Below are 12,856 nucleotides of genomic sequence, written 5' to 3'. Positions count from 1 at the left end.
CGGCGGCGGACCGGGTCGAGGTCGTCCGGGCGGGCGCCGCAGCCACGGCGGCCGTCGCGACGGGTGCGGGCCCGGCGACGCCGACGCTCACCTCGCCGGTCACGGACGTCCGGGTCACGACGACCTCACCCTGCTGGGCGGCCCGCGCGGCGGCACCGCACAGCGCGTCGGCCCGCTCGTTGAAGTGGTCGCCCTGGTGCCCGCGGACCCAGTGGAAGACGACCTCACCGTCCCGCTCGGCGAGCGCGCGCTCGATGGCCTGCACGAGCCCAAGGTTCTGCACCGGGCCGCCGCTCGCGGTGCGCCAGCCCTTGCGCTTCCAGCCGGCGACCCACACCGACGCGCACTTGATCGCGTAGGTCGAGTCGGACTCGATGCGCAGCGGCTCGGGCCCGGGGTGCGCGAGGATCGCCTCGAGCACGGCCGTGAGCTCCGCGATCTGGTTGGTGCCCGAGGCGATGCCGCCGGACGCCGACGAGCCGTCGTGGTTGACCCACGCCCAGCCGCTCGCCCCTCCGGGGTTGCGCAGGCAGGAGCCGTCCGTGCTGACCGTGATCACGCCGACCATTGTGCCGGGCGCCGGCGTCAGCCCGGAGCGGCGCACCCGCCGCCGGGTGCCTCGGCCCGCACGTTGACGACGACGAACCGGTTCGTGACCGAGCCGACGAGGCAGCCGCCGCCCACCGGAACGACGACGTCGACCCGGTCCTCGCCACCCGACGTGACGGACGCGGCGGTCGTGACGTCGGACGCGGCGAAGCCGGCCTGGCCGAGCGCCGCGACGACCCCCTCCTCGGTCGGGCCGTCGGGCCCCACGAGGGTGGTCAGCGCCTGCGCGACCGCCGCGCGCTCCGGTTCCAGCGAGTCCGCGAGCCGCTCCTGCGGGTCGGCGTCGGCCCGGGCCGCGTCCGCAGCGGCTGCGCCGGCGTCGTCGTCGCCGATCCGGTTCTGCTCCATCGCGGCGTCGGGGTCGTACCCGAAGTCCTCGCAGCCCTCGGGCATGTGCTCCGGGACCGTCAGGGGGCAGGCGCCCGGCCGGGGCTCGAGCGAGTCGTCGGGGTCGTAGGTGACGCAGCCCTCGGGCGCCTCCTCGGCCGGGTCGTAGGGGCACGGGGGCGGCGCCTCCTGCGCGCCGGTGTCGACCCGTCCGGCGCAGCCCGCCAGCACGAGCAGCGCCGCGAGCGCGAGAGCGGCCGCACGGTGGGAGCGGCGGGTCCGTGAGCGCATGCCCGGCATCCTGGCGGACCCGGCGCCCGGTGCACCAGGTCTCCACGGGTCGGCGGCCCAGCCGCACGTCCGCGCGGCAGCCGGCGGACCGTACTGCGCGCCCACCCGATCGGGCGACAGCAGGCCGCCCCCGCTCACGTCCGTGCAGGTCAGTGCCGATGAGGTGCGCATGACGGCCATCGACGGCAGCACCTTCGACCTCTTCGACGACTTCCTGTCGGGCGACACCGCGGAGCGCGCCGCATCACGGCGCAGCTCGGTGCGGCGGCTGGCCGTCGTGCTCACCGCGGGCGCGCTCGTCGTGGGTGGCGCGGTCGGTGCCCGGGCCGCTCTCGACGCCCGGAGCACCGAGCTCGCGGTCGTGGAGCCCGCCGTGCTGTTCGGGGTTCTCGCGGAGCGGCAGCGCGCCGCGGACGTCCTCGCGGAGGAGCCCGGCACGGCGCTCCTGGACCCCGCGAGCACGCGGTTCCTCGGCGAGACGTCGGCGGGCAGCCACTACCTCGCGGTGCAGGCGACGGGCCTCGTCTGCCTCGTCACGGTGCCCGTCGGTGACGTCGTCGAGATGGGGTGCACCGACCCGGTGGCGAGCGACCAGCTGCTGCGCTCGGAGCTCACCTCACCTGTGCCGCAGACCCTCGCGCTCGTCCCGGACGGCCTCGCCCCGGCCGCGGACGGGACGCCGTGGGAGCGCCTCTCGCCCAACCTCTACGTGCGCGACGGGGTGTCGTCGCACCCGTAGCCGGCCTACCGGCCGTCCTCCGCCTGGCGGCTGCCCCGGCGGCCGGGGTGACGGACCGCCCGCGACGCGACCGTCAGCGCCGCACCGCCCACCACCGCACACGCACGCGCACGCGCACGCGGCTCAGTCCAGCGTGAGGGCCGTGACCACGCGCGTCACGCTCGACGTGAGACCCCAGCGCGTCGTGAGCTCGACGAGGCGGTCGGGGTCTGCGGGGGTCGCCGGGAGGGTGTCGTCGACGTCGCCGACCGGGGCGTCCGGGGCGACCCGGACGACCGTGGGAGCGACGGCGAGGTAGTCGGCGGCCTCGACGAGCTTGGCCCGCTGGCTCTTGGTCAGGCCCGGGTCCCCCGCGTCGCGCGCCGCGAGGATCCCGGCCAGGTCGCCGTACCGCGCGACGAGCGCCGCCGCGGTCTTCTCGCCGATCCCGGCGACGCCCGGCAGCCCGTCGCTCGGGTCGCCGCGGAGCACCGCCATGTCCGCGTACGCCTGGCCGGACGCGACCGCGTACTTCTCGCGGAGGCGCGCGGTGTCGACGACCTCGAGGTCCTTGATCCCGCGCTGCGTGTAGAGCACACGCACCGGCACGTCGTCGTCCACGAGCTGGAAGAGGTCGCGGTCGCCCGTGATGACGTCGACCGGGGACCGCTGCGCGGCGGGCCGGGCCGTCTCGCGCGCGACGAGCGTGCCGATCACGTCGTCGGCCTCGAAGCCCGGGGCCCCGACGCGCGCGATCCCGAGCGCGGCCAGCACCTCCGCGATGACGGGGACCTGCGGCGAGAGCAGGTCGGGGACCTCCTCGGCCTCGGCCCCTCCCGGCAGCACCTCGGCGACGCGGTGCGCCTTGTAGGACGGGATCGCCTCGACGCGGAACGCCGGGCGCCAGTCGTCGTCCCAGCACGCGACGAGCCGCGAGGGCCGGTGGTCCGTCACCAGCCGGGCGATCATGTCGAGCAGCCCGCGGACGGCGTTGACCGGGGTGCCGTCGGGCGCCTTGACCGAGTCGGGGACACCGAAGAACGCCCGGAAGTACAGCGACGCGGTGTCGAGCAGCAGGAGCGGTCGGCGGTCCGTCATGGGCGCAACCGTACGGGTGGCGAGGCGAGAGCTGAAGCGATCGACGCGCAGGTGCCCCCGACACGGTGCGCCGCTGCAAAGATGGCGTCAGGCCAAGGCGACTGGGTTCGAACTCGAATTCGGTACTCACGACGCTCGATCTCGCTGGTCACGCGAACGCCCGACCAAACTTTTCGTGAAGCGCTTCTAGACTCTCGCGCGCGCCAGGGGAGAACTCAAGCTCGGACGCCCGATTCACAAGGCCGTAGGCGATCGCGACGTGACCTGGCGTCCTGACACCGTTCTTCTTCCCCCACGCCTCTAGAGCTTTCGCGACCGGCACGCCGCTTGCCAAGTCCCGCTCTCTCGCTCGGGCGCCCTCGGGCAACATGGCGTTGACAATATCAAGGAAGATGTGTCGCTGAATGAGGTCTTCACTTGCCCAGTCTTGCGGTAGGGCGAATATCCGACTGGCATCGACGCCTTCACCTGCAAGTTGCTCACGATATCTTGCGCCCGCCCGGTCACCATCTGTCAGGTACACAACTTGCGCGGCAATCTCTTCCACCCGCATGCCGAAGGCGTAGGCGTTCGAAAGCCCGGGAGCGACCTGATAGTCGAGGTCAACGACGCCGGTGGCCATGCGGATCAGAGTCGGAAGCAAAATCATATCGGCCGCCCCCTCAGCCAAGACGGCCCGTCGGCACGCAGAGAATGCAGCCGCCGACGCGCCCATTGCGTACAGCAGTGGTGCGAAGCCCGGTTCTTCATTGGTCCAGAAATCATGCTTTATTACGCTCGCATTAGGCCGCGAGTCATCTTTTCGAAGCAGTCGGATTCCGGTTCCGAGATCTCCTGGAAGACAGCCTGGAGAATGAGTGGTGTAAAAGATCTGCGTCGCATTAACTTGCTTCAACAATACGCCGACGAGGTCAGCTTGCGCGTCGTAGTGGAGGTGCGTCTCCGCCTCATCGATCAGCAAGACTGGAGGAACACTCAACGCCTGGGAGGCTAGGAAGGCGGCCAGGGCGACGAACGTCCGCAGCCCATCACTGCGCTCCTCGATGTTGGTGACGGGACCCCCGACTCCCAACTCCTTCAAGAACACCTCGAGGCGCTGATCGCCTGCCTTCAGCCGCACGCAGACGTTCGACTGATTCCAAGCTTGTGTGAAGAATTGCTGAAGTCGTTCATTCGCGCCCTCAACTAGCGTCTCTCGACTGCTATCGTCGCCCGTCGACATGTGAACCCAGAGTTGCTCTAGATCCAGCCGTGCAATGCGAAGAAGATTCGCTAATGCTGGCTGTGGGTTGCTACGCAGAGCCGCATCATTGATTAAATGAGTTGTGCTAAGTGCGCGGTCCTCATCTGCGAACAGAACAAACTTTGGAACGCGCGCGACTAACCGGTTGCGCGCAACCTCTCGCGGGTGCGGAGTTTGCGCCTTCTCTAACGCGATGCGGATCAGCTGCGCTGCTTCAGCGTCCCGAGCGAGCCCATTGCGACTGCGCGGCGACACAGCATCGAGCCAGTCCGCAAGCGCCTCAGCAGCGGAGGACACGTCGGCCGTCCACGGACTGTCCAGATCTTCCAACGCTGCAAGCAGCGCTTCCGCCCACTCGTTCGGGGTGACCTCCTCGCCGTCTTGATCCGATAGCGCCTCATTGAAGCTTGAATGAAGCCGGCGTCGCGTCGATGACAGCTTGGTCCGTGCCAATTCAAACGGTTTCCCGTTTCGCCGAAGATGCGGAAGCGCGTCGCTGCCTAATGTGCCGTTCTTCCGCTTCTCGATTACAAACTGCTTCGGAGGCTCGGCCACGTCGAGATCTTCGATGACAGCCAAATCCTCGATACTCAGTTCGAAAGTTGCTCTGACCACGACGTCACGGTCTGCAACGCTTCGGTTCCGATTCTCATGGCGCGGGTCTAGCGCGTCTTCTTCGCCGCTCGTAAGCCAAACGAGCCCCTCGAGCATCGAAGACTTACCCGATTCATTGGATCCTACGAAGGCGAGGATCCGGGCATCGGTATTGCACGACGTCTCCGCAAGGCGCTTATAACCCCTGAAATCGATCTTTAGAGCATGCATAGTGCCGTCATCTCGTATGGAGGCTCTCGAAGTAGCGAAGCTTGGAAGGCGGACACAGTGCCATCGTGCCGCATGTCACCGACACCGTGGGGTACATGTCGGCCGCCGTGGTGGCGCGTGTCGACGGCATGCGCCTGATGCGCGTGTCAGCGTACGAGGTCGGGGTGATCGACGGCCGTCGAAACGGGCGCGCGGCACCGCTTCGTGACGCCCCATCACGCGAGTGGCACTCTTGATGAATGGCACTCAGCAGACGCATCACACTCGACGGAGTCTCATGAGTGCAACGACCACGCCGGTCGCGACGCGCGTCGACCGCTGGACGTGGGCCGTGCGGCTGTTCCGGACCCGCGCGCTCGCCGCCGCGGCGATCCGGTCGGGGCACGTGAAGGTCAACGGGGACCGCGCCAAGCCGGCCACGCAGGTCAAGGTCGGCGACGAGGTGCGCGTCCGCGAGGGCGGCGTCGAGCGCATCGTCGAGGTGGCGAAGGTGATCGAGAAGCGCGTCGGGGCGGCGCTCGTCCCGGACGTGCTCGTGGACCACACCCCTCCCCCGCCGAAGCCCACCGAGATCGCGTTCGTGCCGACCCGGGACCGAGGTGCGGGGCGGCCGACCAAGCGCGAGCGGCGCGAGATCGAGAAGTTCCGCGGGCACTGACGCGCGCAGGGTGCCCCGGGGTGGAGGGCACCGGCTCGGCAGGGGCGAGACCGGCGGGGCGGACGCTGCGCCGCGCACCCGTCAGGCCGAGTCGCGCTCCACGAGCGACGTCGGCAGCGTCACCGTCGCGGGGTCCTCGCCCTCGATGACCTCGAGCAGCAGCCGCACCATCTCGGCGCTGATCCGCTCGAACGGCTGCCGCATGGTCGTGAGCGCGGGCGTGAGGTTCGCGGCGAGCCCGTTGTCGTCGAACCCGCCCACGGCCACGTCCCCGGGCACGTCGCGCCCGGCGTCCCGCAGCGCGACGATCGCGCCGGCGGCCATGAGGTCGGACGCGACGAAGACCGCGTCGAGGTCGGGCCGCCGGTCCAGGAGCTCCCGCATCGCGCGCTCGCCGCTCGCGCGGGTCCAGTCGCCGTGCGCGACGAGCCCGGGGTCGTACGCGTCGCCGAGCTCGGCGCGGTAGCCGTCGAGCCGCAGCGTCCCGCCGGGCGTGTCGAGCGGGCCGGTGATCATCGCGACGCGCGTGCGCCCGAGCCCGACGAGGTGCCGGGTCATGCGCCGCCCGCCACCGGCGTCGTCGGCCGCGACGTACCCGACCCGGCCCTCGAAGCCGAGCGGGATCCCGCACGCGATGGTCGGGACACCGGCGCGCAGCAGGGACTCGACCATCGGGTTGCCCTGGTGGGAGGAGATGAGCAGGACCCCGTCGACGTGGCCCGCGGTCACGTACGCGGTGATGCGTCGCCGCTCCTCGGGCGTGCCGGCGACCATGAGCAGCAGCGGCATCTCGCGCCGGGCGAGCGCCTCGGCGGCGCCGCGCAGCAGGACCGAGAAGTTCGGGTCCTCGAACAGCAGGTGCTGGGGCTCGGTGAGCAGGAACGCGACCGAGTTCGAGCGGCCCGTGACGAGGCTGCGCGCGTGGTGGTTCGCGGCGTACCCGGTCGCGCGGATCGCCTCGTTGACGGCCGCGAGCGCGTCGGGCGAGACCCAGTGCCCGCCGTTGATGACGCGCGACACCGTGCCGCGGGACACCCCGGCGGCCGCCGCGACGTCCCGGATCGTGGGTCGTCGGCGCGGCGCACCCGAGGCGTTGCCGGACTGCTGCTGCTCCACGGTCCGTGACTCTAGGCGAGGGCTCACGCCTTCACGGCGCCCGCCGCGAGGTCGACCTGCCAGTACCGCTGCAGCAGCAGGAACAGGGCGACGAGCGGGACGACCGACAGCAGCGCACCCGTGATGACGGAGGTGTACATCGCGGGCTGTGAGGCGCCCTGGTTGAGCAGCCCGGACAGGCCCACGGTGAGCGGGAACAGCCGGTCGTTGCCGAGCATGATGTACGGGAGCATGAAGTTGTTCCAGATGGCGACGAACTGGAACAGGAACACGGTGACGAGCCCCGGCATCATCATCGGGACGGCGATGGACCGGAAGATCCGCGCCTCGCCGGCGCCCTCGGTGCGGGCCGCCTCGATCACGTCGTCGGGCACGGACGCCGCGGAGTAGATGCGCGCGAGGTAGATGCCGTACGGGCTGATGATGCTCGGCAGCAGCACCGACCAGTACGTGTTGGTCAGCCCGACCTGCGCGAGCAGCAGGTACTGCGGGATCGCGAGGACGACGGCCGGGACCAGGACGCCCGCGAGCAGCACGTTGAACAGCGTCTTCTTGCCGGCGAACTCGTACTTCGCGAGCCCGTAGCCGGCCATCCCCGAGACGACGACGGACGCGAGGCCGCCGACGCCCGCGTAGAGCGCGGTGTTCGCCATCCAGCGCCAGAACACCCCGTCGCGGTACGCGGTGAGCTCGGCGACGTTGTCGAGCAGGTGCGTCGACGGCGCGAACGTGAACGTCGAGAAGAGCTCGCCCGCGCTCTTGGTCGAGGCGATCAGCACCCACACGACGGGCAGCAGGCAGTACGCGGCGCCGACGAGGAGCACCGCGGTGCTGACCGGGCTCGGGCGCGTCGCGCCGCGGCGACGGCGGACGGCCGGGGCGGACCCGGGGACCAGCGCGGGCGCCGAGGACGGCGCGGTGGTCGTCGTGCTCATGACTTCTCCTGGCTGAAGGCGCGGTCCTGGACGAGGCGCAGGAACCCGAACGAGATGACGAACGTCGCGAGCGCGATGACGACGGACGTCGCGGCCGCCGAGTAGATGTCGTCGCGCGTGAACGCGTCGCGGTACACCTTCATGAGCGGGGTCCACGTGCTCGAGATCGTGTTGGTGAGCGGGCGCAGCGTCATCGGCTCGGCGAACACCTGGAGCGTCGCGATCATCGAGAAGATCGCGGTCATGATGAGCGACGGCGCGACGATCGGGATCTTGATCCGCCAGGCGATCATCGCCTCGGAGCACCCGTCGAGCGTCGCCGCCTCGTACAGCTCGGTCGGGATCGCCTTGAGCGCGGTGTAGATGACGATCATGTTGAAGCCGACGCCGCCCCACAGCGCGATGTTGGCGACCGCGAACATCACGAGGCGTGAGGACAGGAGCGTCGGCACCTCCCAGCCGAGCTCGTCGAACACGAAGTAGAACGGGCTGACCGCGGGCAGGTAGAGGAAGCCCCAGAGCAGCGACGAGATCACTGCGGGCACCGCGTACGGCAGGAAGATCGACACGCGCGAGAACGCGCGGGCCCGGCTGCGGCGCGAGTCGAGCAGGAGCGCGAACAGCAGCGCGAGACCGAGCATCGTCGGGACGAGCACGAGGCCGTAGAGGCCGACGCGCAGGACCGACGCGACGAACTCCGGGTCGGCGAGCGAGCGCGTGTAGTTGTCGAGGCCCGCCCACACCTCGGTGCGGGCACCCTTGCCGAGCCCCAGGCCGCTGACCTTGACGGTCCGCAGGCTCAGGTAGAGCGCGTAGCCGATGGGCAGCGCCAGGAACGCCACGAAGAGGATCGCGGCCGGCGCGAGGAACGCGTACGGCGCGGCGGTGCGGCCGGACGGGCGGCGGCGACCGGGCCGGGTGGGCACGGCGGGACGCGCGGTGCGGGTGCGCGGCCGCGGCGCGGCACCGGCCCCGTCGGGCGCTGCGGGTGCCGTGGGCACCGAGGACGTGGTCACGGGCGTGCTCCTGAGGGGTGGTCGACGAGCGGGCCGTCGGACGGAGAGCGTGCACCCGGTGACCCGGCACGGGGGACGTGTGCCGGGTCACCGGGGCGATGGGGTCACTCCTGGACGGAGAAGCCCGAGTCCTTGAGGTCCTCGATCGTGACCTCCTGCATGGCCTCGACGGCGGCGACGAACGCGGCGCGCGAGCGGGACTCGGCGGCCTTGCCGAACTCGTCGTTGTACGCGGAGTACGCGACGTTGACGTTGGGACCGAACGTGAAGCTGTTCGCCGTCGCGGCGGTCTCGGCCGCGAGCGGGTAGAAGTCGGCCTGGTTCGAGAAGAACTCCGGCGGCGCGGAGAGGGCCTCCTCCTGCGCGAGCTGGTCGGCCGGGTACAGGCCGCCCTCGGCGACGAGGGTGTTCACGGCCTCCTGGCTCGTGTTCATCCAGGTCATGAACTCGGTCGCCTCGGCGACGTGCTCCGACTGCGTCGTCACGGCCGTGGCCGAGCCGCCCCAGTTGCCGGTGGCCGGGTCGGACGCGTCCCACTGCGGCATCGGGGCCATGGCCCACGTCCCGGCGGTGTCGGGCGCGTTGCCCTGCAGGACGCCGGGCGCCCAGATCGCCGAGAGCCACGCGACCTGCGAGCCGTCGTTGAGCGCGGCGTTCCACTCGGGGGTGTACATCGGCTTGTTGTCGATGACGCCGGACTCGACGAGCCCGCCCCAGTAGTCGGCGACCTTGAGCGTCGCCTCGTCGTCGATCGACACCGTCCACGAGTCGCCGTCGATGCCCCACCACGAGGCGCCGGCCTGCTGCGCGAGGCCCGTGAACCAGCCGGCGTCGGTCGCGGAGAACGTGCCGAGGTACTTCGTCGGGTCCGCGGCGTGCACCTTCGCGGCCGCGTCGGCGTACTCGGCCCACGTGGTCGGGACGGCGATGCCGAGCTGGGCGAAGATGTCGGCGCGGTAGTACAGCTGCATCGGGCCGGAGTCCTGCGGGATGCCGTAGACGGCGTCGCTGCCGAGGGTCACGGCGTTCCACACGCCCTCGGGGAAGTGGTCGGCGATGTCGGCGTCGAGCTCGCCCGAGACGTCGGCGAGCGCGTCGGCGGCGACGAGCGTGGGGATCTTCTGGTACTCGGCCTGCATGAGGTCCGGGGCGCCGCTGCCGGCCTTGATCGCGGTGAGGAGCTTGGTGACCGCGGGGTCGCCGCCGTCCTGCTTGTTGACCGTGACCTGGATGTCGGGGTTCTCGGCGTTCCACTGCTCGACGACCTGCTCCATGCCGGGCGCCCACGTCCAGAAGGTGAGCTCGACGGCCTCGCCCGAGGCGCCGTCCGTGCCGCCGTCGCCCGAGCCGTCTCCGCCGGAGCAGCCTGCGGCGAGCAGCGCGGTCGCCGCGACGACCGCAGCGGTCCTGATGCCTGTGGTCAGGCGCATGTGTCCTCCTCGTTCGGGGCCTGCCGCGTCGTCGCGGCGGGTTGCGTCGGCACCGCACGACGCCGCGCCCCCAAGAACGCCGCTGTGCCTGTGCACGGTCACAGTAGGCGCACGGGTGTCGGGCTTGTCAACACGGGGCTTCCTCGTGTTACCTGTCCGATATCTCGCCGCACGGACTGTGACCGTGCACAGCACGATCACGTCACCATCGTCGAGGAGCTCCATGCGTCCAGGTCACGACCACACGCCCGCCCACGTGCCCGGCTGGCTGCCCGGCGTCGGGAAGGTCTGCTACGGCGGGGACTACAACCCCGAGCAGTGGCCCGAGGAGGTCTGGGCGCAGGACGTCGCCCTCATGCGCGAGGCCGGCGTCAACCTCGTGTCGATCGGGATCTTCTCGTGGGGCCTGCTCGAGCCGTCCGAGGGGGTCTACGACTTCGGCTGGCTCGACCGCGTGATCGAGCTGCTGCACGCGCACGGCATCCGGGTCGACCTCGGCACGCCCACCGCGTCACCGCCCGCGTGGTTCTTCGCCGCCTACCCGCACACGCGCGTCGTCTCGCGCGACGGGACGGTGCTCGGCTTCGGGTCGCGCGGCCTCGTGTGCCCGAGCTCGCCCGAGTACCGCCGCGCCGCGACCGGCATCGCCACGCAGCTCGCGCGCCGCTACGGCCGCCACCCGGCGCTCGCGCTCTGGCACGTGCACAACGAGTACGGCGTACCCGTCTCCGAGGACTACTCGGAGACCTCCGCGGCCGCGTTCCGGACCTGGCTGCAGGAGCGCTACGGCTCGCTCGACGCGCTCAACGCCGCCTGGGGCACCGCGTTCTGGGGGCAGGTCTACGGCTCGTGGGACCACGTCGTCGTCCCCGCGGCCGCGCCCAGCGTCGTCAACCCCGCGCACCGCCTCGACTTCGCGCGGTTCACCGACGCCGCGCTCCTCGCGTGCTTCGTCGCCGAGCGCGACGCGATCCGGGCCGAGTCCCCCGGCATCCCGATCACCACGAACTTCATGGCCGGCGCGTGCCACTCGACCGACCTGTGGCGGTGGGCCGCCGAGGTCGACGTCGTCTCGAACGACCACTACCTGACCGCCGCCGACCCGCGCGGCCACGTGGGCCTCGCGATGGCCGCCGACCTCACGCGCTCGTTCGCGGGCGGCCGGCCGTGGATCCTCATGGAGCACTCGACGTCCGCGGTCAACTGGCAGGGGCGCAACGTCGCGAAGCGCCCGGGCGAGATGGCCCGCAACGCGCTGAGCCACCTGGGGCGCGGCGCCGACGCGATCCTGTTCTTCCAGTGGCGGGCCTCCCGGTCCGGCGCCGAGAAGTTCCACTCGGCGATGCTGCCGCACGCCGGGACCGGCAGCCGGGTGTTCCGCGAGGTGCGCGAGCTCGGAGCCGGGCTCGCGGTGCTCGACGAGGTGCTCGGCTCCCGGGTCGAGGCCGACGTCGCGATCCTCTGGGACCAGGAGTCGTTCTGGGCGCAGGACCTCGAGTGGCGCCCGAGCGTCGACGCCCGGCACCGCGAGCGCGTCGACGCGTTCTACGACCGGCTGTGGCGCGACGGCATCACGGTCGACTTCGCCCACCCCGAGCACGACCTGAGCCGGTACAAGCTGGTGCTCGCCCCTGCGTCGTACCTGCTCACGGCCCGCGCCGCGGAGAACCTCACCGCCTACGTCGCGCAGGGCGGGACGCTGCTGAGCTCGTTCTTCTCGGGGATCGTCGACGAGCACGACCGCGTGCACGAGGGCCCGCACCTGAGCGTGCTGCGCGACGCGCTCGGGGTCACCGTCGAGGAGTTCCTGCCGCTGCGGGCGGGCGAGCGCGTGCACGTGGCGCTCGCCCCTGACGCCGGCCTCGGCCCGGACGACGACGCCACCGCCGCCGCGACCGACCCCGCCGACCAGCCGCCCGCGCCGCTCGTCGCCGACGTCTGGGCCGACGACCTGACCCTCGCGGGCGCGGAGGTCGTCGGCACCTACACCGACGGACCCGCCGCGGGCCGCCCGGCCGTCACCCGGCACCGGCACGGCGCGGGCACGGGCTGGTACGTGTCGACCCGGCCCGACGCCGAGGGGCTCGCGCGCCTCCTGCGCCGGGTCTACCGCGACGCCGGCGTGACGCCCGCGGGGCTGCCCGAGGACGTCGAGGTCGTGCGCCGCCGCGGCGCCGAGGCGGACTTCGTGGTCGTGGCGAACCACACCGACAAGCCGGTCGACCTCCCGCTCACGGGCGTCGACCTGCTCACGGGCGAGACGGCCGAGCCCGGTCAGGGCCCGCTCACGGTCGCCGCGGGCGGCGTGCGCGTCGTCCGGACGCCGCGCGCATGACCTCCGCGGGGCGGCCGGTCGCCCGAGAGGCCCGGCCGCCCCGCGGGACCACCACCCGGCGGCGCCGCGACCGCCGCTGAACCCCGTGCCGGCGGGGCACTCCCGCGCCGCCGGTCTGCCCCACCCGTCAAGGAGGACGCTGATGAGGCCCGACCCCCGACCCGACCGACCGGATGCCACGACCCGGCCGGACGCCACCCCCCGCGCGCCCGCCGCACGGCGCACGCGCGCCGCCGCCGCCGTGCTGACCGCGGC

At 71.6% G+C, this 12,856-nt stretch carries 11 protein-coding genes; 3 read left to right on the top strand and 8 right to left on the bottom strand.

Annotated elements, in window-relative coordinates; translation table 11 throughout:
- Both AB6N24_RS20840 and AB6N24_RS20835 read right to left on the bottom strand, forming a co-directional pair.
- A partial coding sequence (locus AB6N24_RS20840; RefSeq protein ID WP_412871280.1) for a ribonuclease H family protein occupies nucleotides 1-559 on the bottom strand: 559 nt, incomplete at its 3' end.
- A gap of 26 nt (nucleotides 560-585) precedes the next feature.
- Entirely contained in the window at nucleotides 586-1,227 is a 642-nt protein-coding gene (locus AB6N24_RS20835) for a DUF6993 domain-containing protein (RefSeq protein ID WP_412871279.1), read from the bottom strand.
- 169 nt (nucleotides 1,228-1,396) lie between these two features.
- Between AB6N24_RS20835 and AB6N24_RS20830 the strand changes: the two genes are divergently transcribed.
- Nucleotides 1,397-1,966 carry a hypothetical protein gene (locus AB6N24_RS20830; RefSeq protein WP_412871278.1) on the top strand — a complete coding sequence of 190 codons (570 nt, stop codon included), beginning with the start codon at nucleotides 1,397-1,399 and terminating at the stop codon, nucleotides 1,964-1,966.
- Between the two features lie 123 nt (nucleotides 1,967-2,089).
- Here AB6N24_RS20830 and AB6N24_RS20825 read toward each other — a convergent pair whose 3' ends face one another.
- Together AB6N24_RS20825 and AB6N24_RS20820 are read right to left on the bottom strand one after the other, a co-directional pair.
- Nucleotides 2,090-3,043 (bottom strand): 5'-3' exonuclease, encoded by a 954-nt coding sequence (locus tag AB6N24_RS20825; protein WP_412871277.1) that lies wholly within the window; start codon nucleotides 3,041-3,043, stop codon nucleotides 2,090-2,092.
- Nucleotides 3,044-3,191: 148 nt separating this feature from the next.
- The gene (locus AB6N24_RS20820; RefSeq protein WP_489672068.1) at nucleotides 3,192-5,111 is read right to left on the bottom strand and encodes an AAA family ATPase; all 1,920 of its coding nucleotides are present in this window, start codon (nucleotides 5,109-5,111) and stop codon (nucleotides 3,192-3,194) included.
- A gap of 277 nt (nucleotides 5,112-5,388) precedes the next feature.
- Between AB6N24_RS20820 and AB6N24_RS20815 the strand changes: the two genes are divergently transcribed.
- Entirely contained in the window at nucleotides 5,389-5,769 is a 381-nt protein-coding gene (locus AB6N24_RS20815) for an RNA-binding S4 domain-containing protein (protein WP_412871275.1), read from the top strand.
- A gap of 81 nt (nucleotides 5,770-5,850) precedes the next feature.
- On the opposite strand, the gene AB6N24_RS20810 is transcribed toward AB6N24_RS20815, so the two are convergent.
- The 4 genes from AB6N24_RS20810 to AB6N24_RS20795 all read right to left on the bottom strand — a co-directional run bounded on the left by AB6N24_RS20810 (nucleotide 5,851) and on the right by AB6N24_RS20795 (nucleotide 10,266).
- On the bottom strand, nucleotides 5,851-6,885 hold the full coding sequence (locus AB6N24_RS20810) for a LacI family DNA-binding transcriptional regulator (RefSeq protein WP_412871274.1): 1,035 nt from the start codon (nucleotides 6,883-6,885) through the stop codon (nucleotides 5,851-5,853).
- Between the two features lie 23 nt (nucleotides 6,886-6,908).
- Nucleotides 6,909-7,820: a carbohydrate ABC transporter permease gene (locus AB6N24_RS20805; RefSeq protein WP_412871273.1), complete on the bottom strand. Its 912-nt coding sequence runs from the start codon at nucleotides 7,818-7,820 to the stop codon at nucleotides 6,909-6,911.
- Entirely contained in the window at nucleotides 7,817-8,746 is a 930-nt protein-coding gene (locus AB6N24_RS20800; RefSeq protein WP_412871281.1) for a carbohydrate ABC transporter permease, read from the bottom strand. Before AB6N24_RS20800 ends, AB6N24_RS20805 begins: the two co-directional genes overlap by 4 nt.
- Nucleotides 8,747-8,940: 194 nt before the next feature.
- On the bottom strand, nucleotides 8,941-10,266 hold the full coding sequence (locus tag AB6N24_RS20795) for an ABC transporter substrate-binding protein (RefSeq protein WP_412871272.1): 1,326 nt from the start codon (nucleotides 10,264-10,266) through the stop codon (nucleotides 8,941-8,943).
- A 223-nt stretch (nucleotides 10,267-10,489) separates the two neighbouring features.
- Between AB6N24_RS20795 and AB6N24_RS20790 the strand changes: the two genes are divergently transcribed.
- Nucleotides 10,490-12,601, top strand: coding sequence for a beta-galactosidase (locus AB6N24_RS20790; protein ID WP_412871271.1), 2,112 nt, complete (start codon nucleotides 10,490-10,492; stop codon nucleotides 12,599-12,601).
- Nucleotides 12,602-12,856: the final 255 nt, after the last annotated feature.

The sequence above is a fragment of the Cellulomonas jepli genome, assembly GCF_047229345.1.
Classification (GTDB): Bacteria; Actinomycetota; Actinomycetes; order Actinomycetales; family Cellulomonadaceae; genus Cellulomonas_A.
This window is presented reverse-complemented; position numbering and strand designations above follow the sequence as displayed.

What these genes read in the sequence shown, in the direction of transcription:
- AB6N24_RS20835 (WP_412871279.1), bottom strand. Translation starts at nt 1,227, where the DNA reads ATGCGCTCACGGACCCGCCGCTCCCACCGTGCGGCCGCTCTCGCGCTC.
- AB6N24_RS20830 (WP_412871278.1), top strand. Translation starts at nt 1,397, where the DNA reads ATGACGGCCATCGACGGCAGCACCTTCGACCTCTTCGACGACTTCCTG.
- AB6N24_RS20825 (WP_412871277.1), bottom strand. Translation starts at nt 3,043, where the DNA reads ATGACGGACCGCCGACCGCTCCTGCTGCTCGACACCGCGTCGCTGTAC.
- AB6N24_RS20820 (WP_489672068.1), bottom strand. Translation starts at nt 5,111, where the DNA reads ATGCATGCTCTAAAGATCGATTTCAGGGGTTATAAGCGCCTTGCGGAG.
- AB6N24_RS20815 (WP_412871275.1), top strand. Translation starts at nt 5,389, where the DNA reads ATGAGTGCAACGACCACGCCGGTCGCGACGCGCGTCGACCGCTGGACG.
- AB6N24_RS20805 (WP_412871273.1), bottom strand. Translation starts at nt 7,820, where the DNA reads ATGAGCACGACGACCACCGCGCCGTCCTCGGCGCCCGCGCTGGTCCCC.
- AB6N24_RS20795 (WP_412871272.1), bottom strand. Translation starts at nt 10,266, where the DNA reads ATGCGCCTGACCACAGGCATCAGGACCGCTGCGGTCGTCGCGGCGACC.
- AB6N24_RS20790 (WP_412871271.1), top strand. Translation starts at nt 10,490, where the DNA reads ATGCGTCCAGGTCACGACCACACGCCCGCCCACGTGCCCGGCTGGCTG.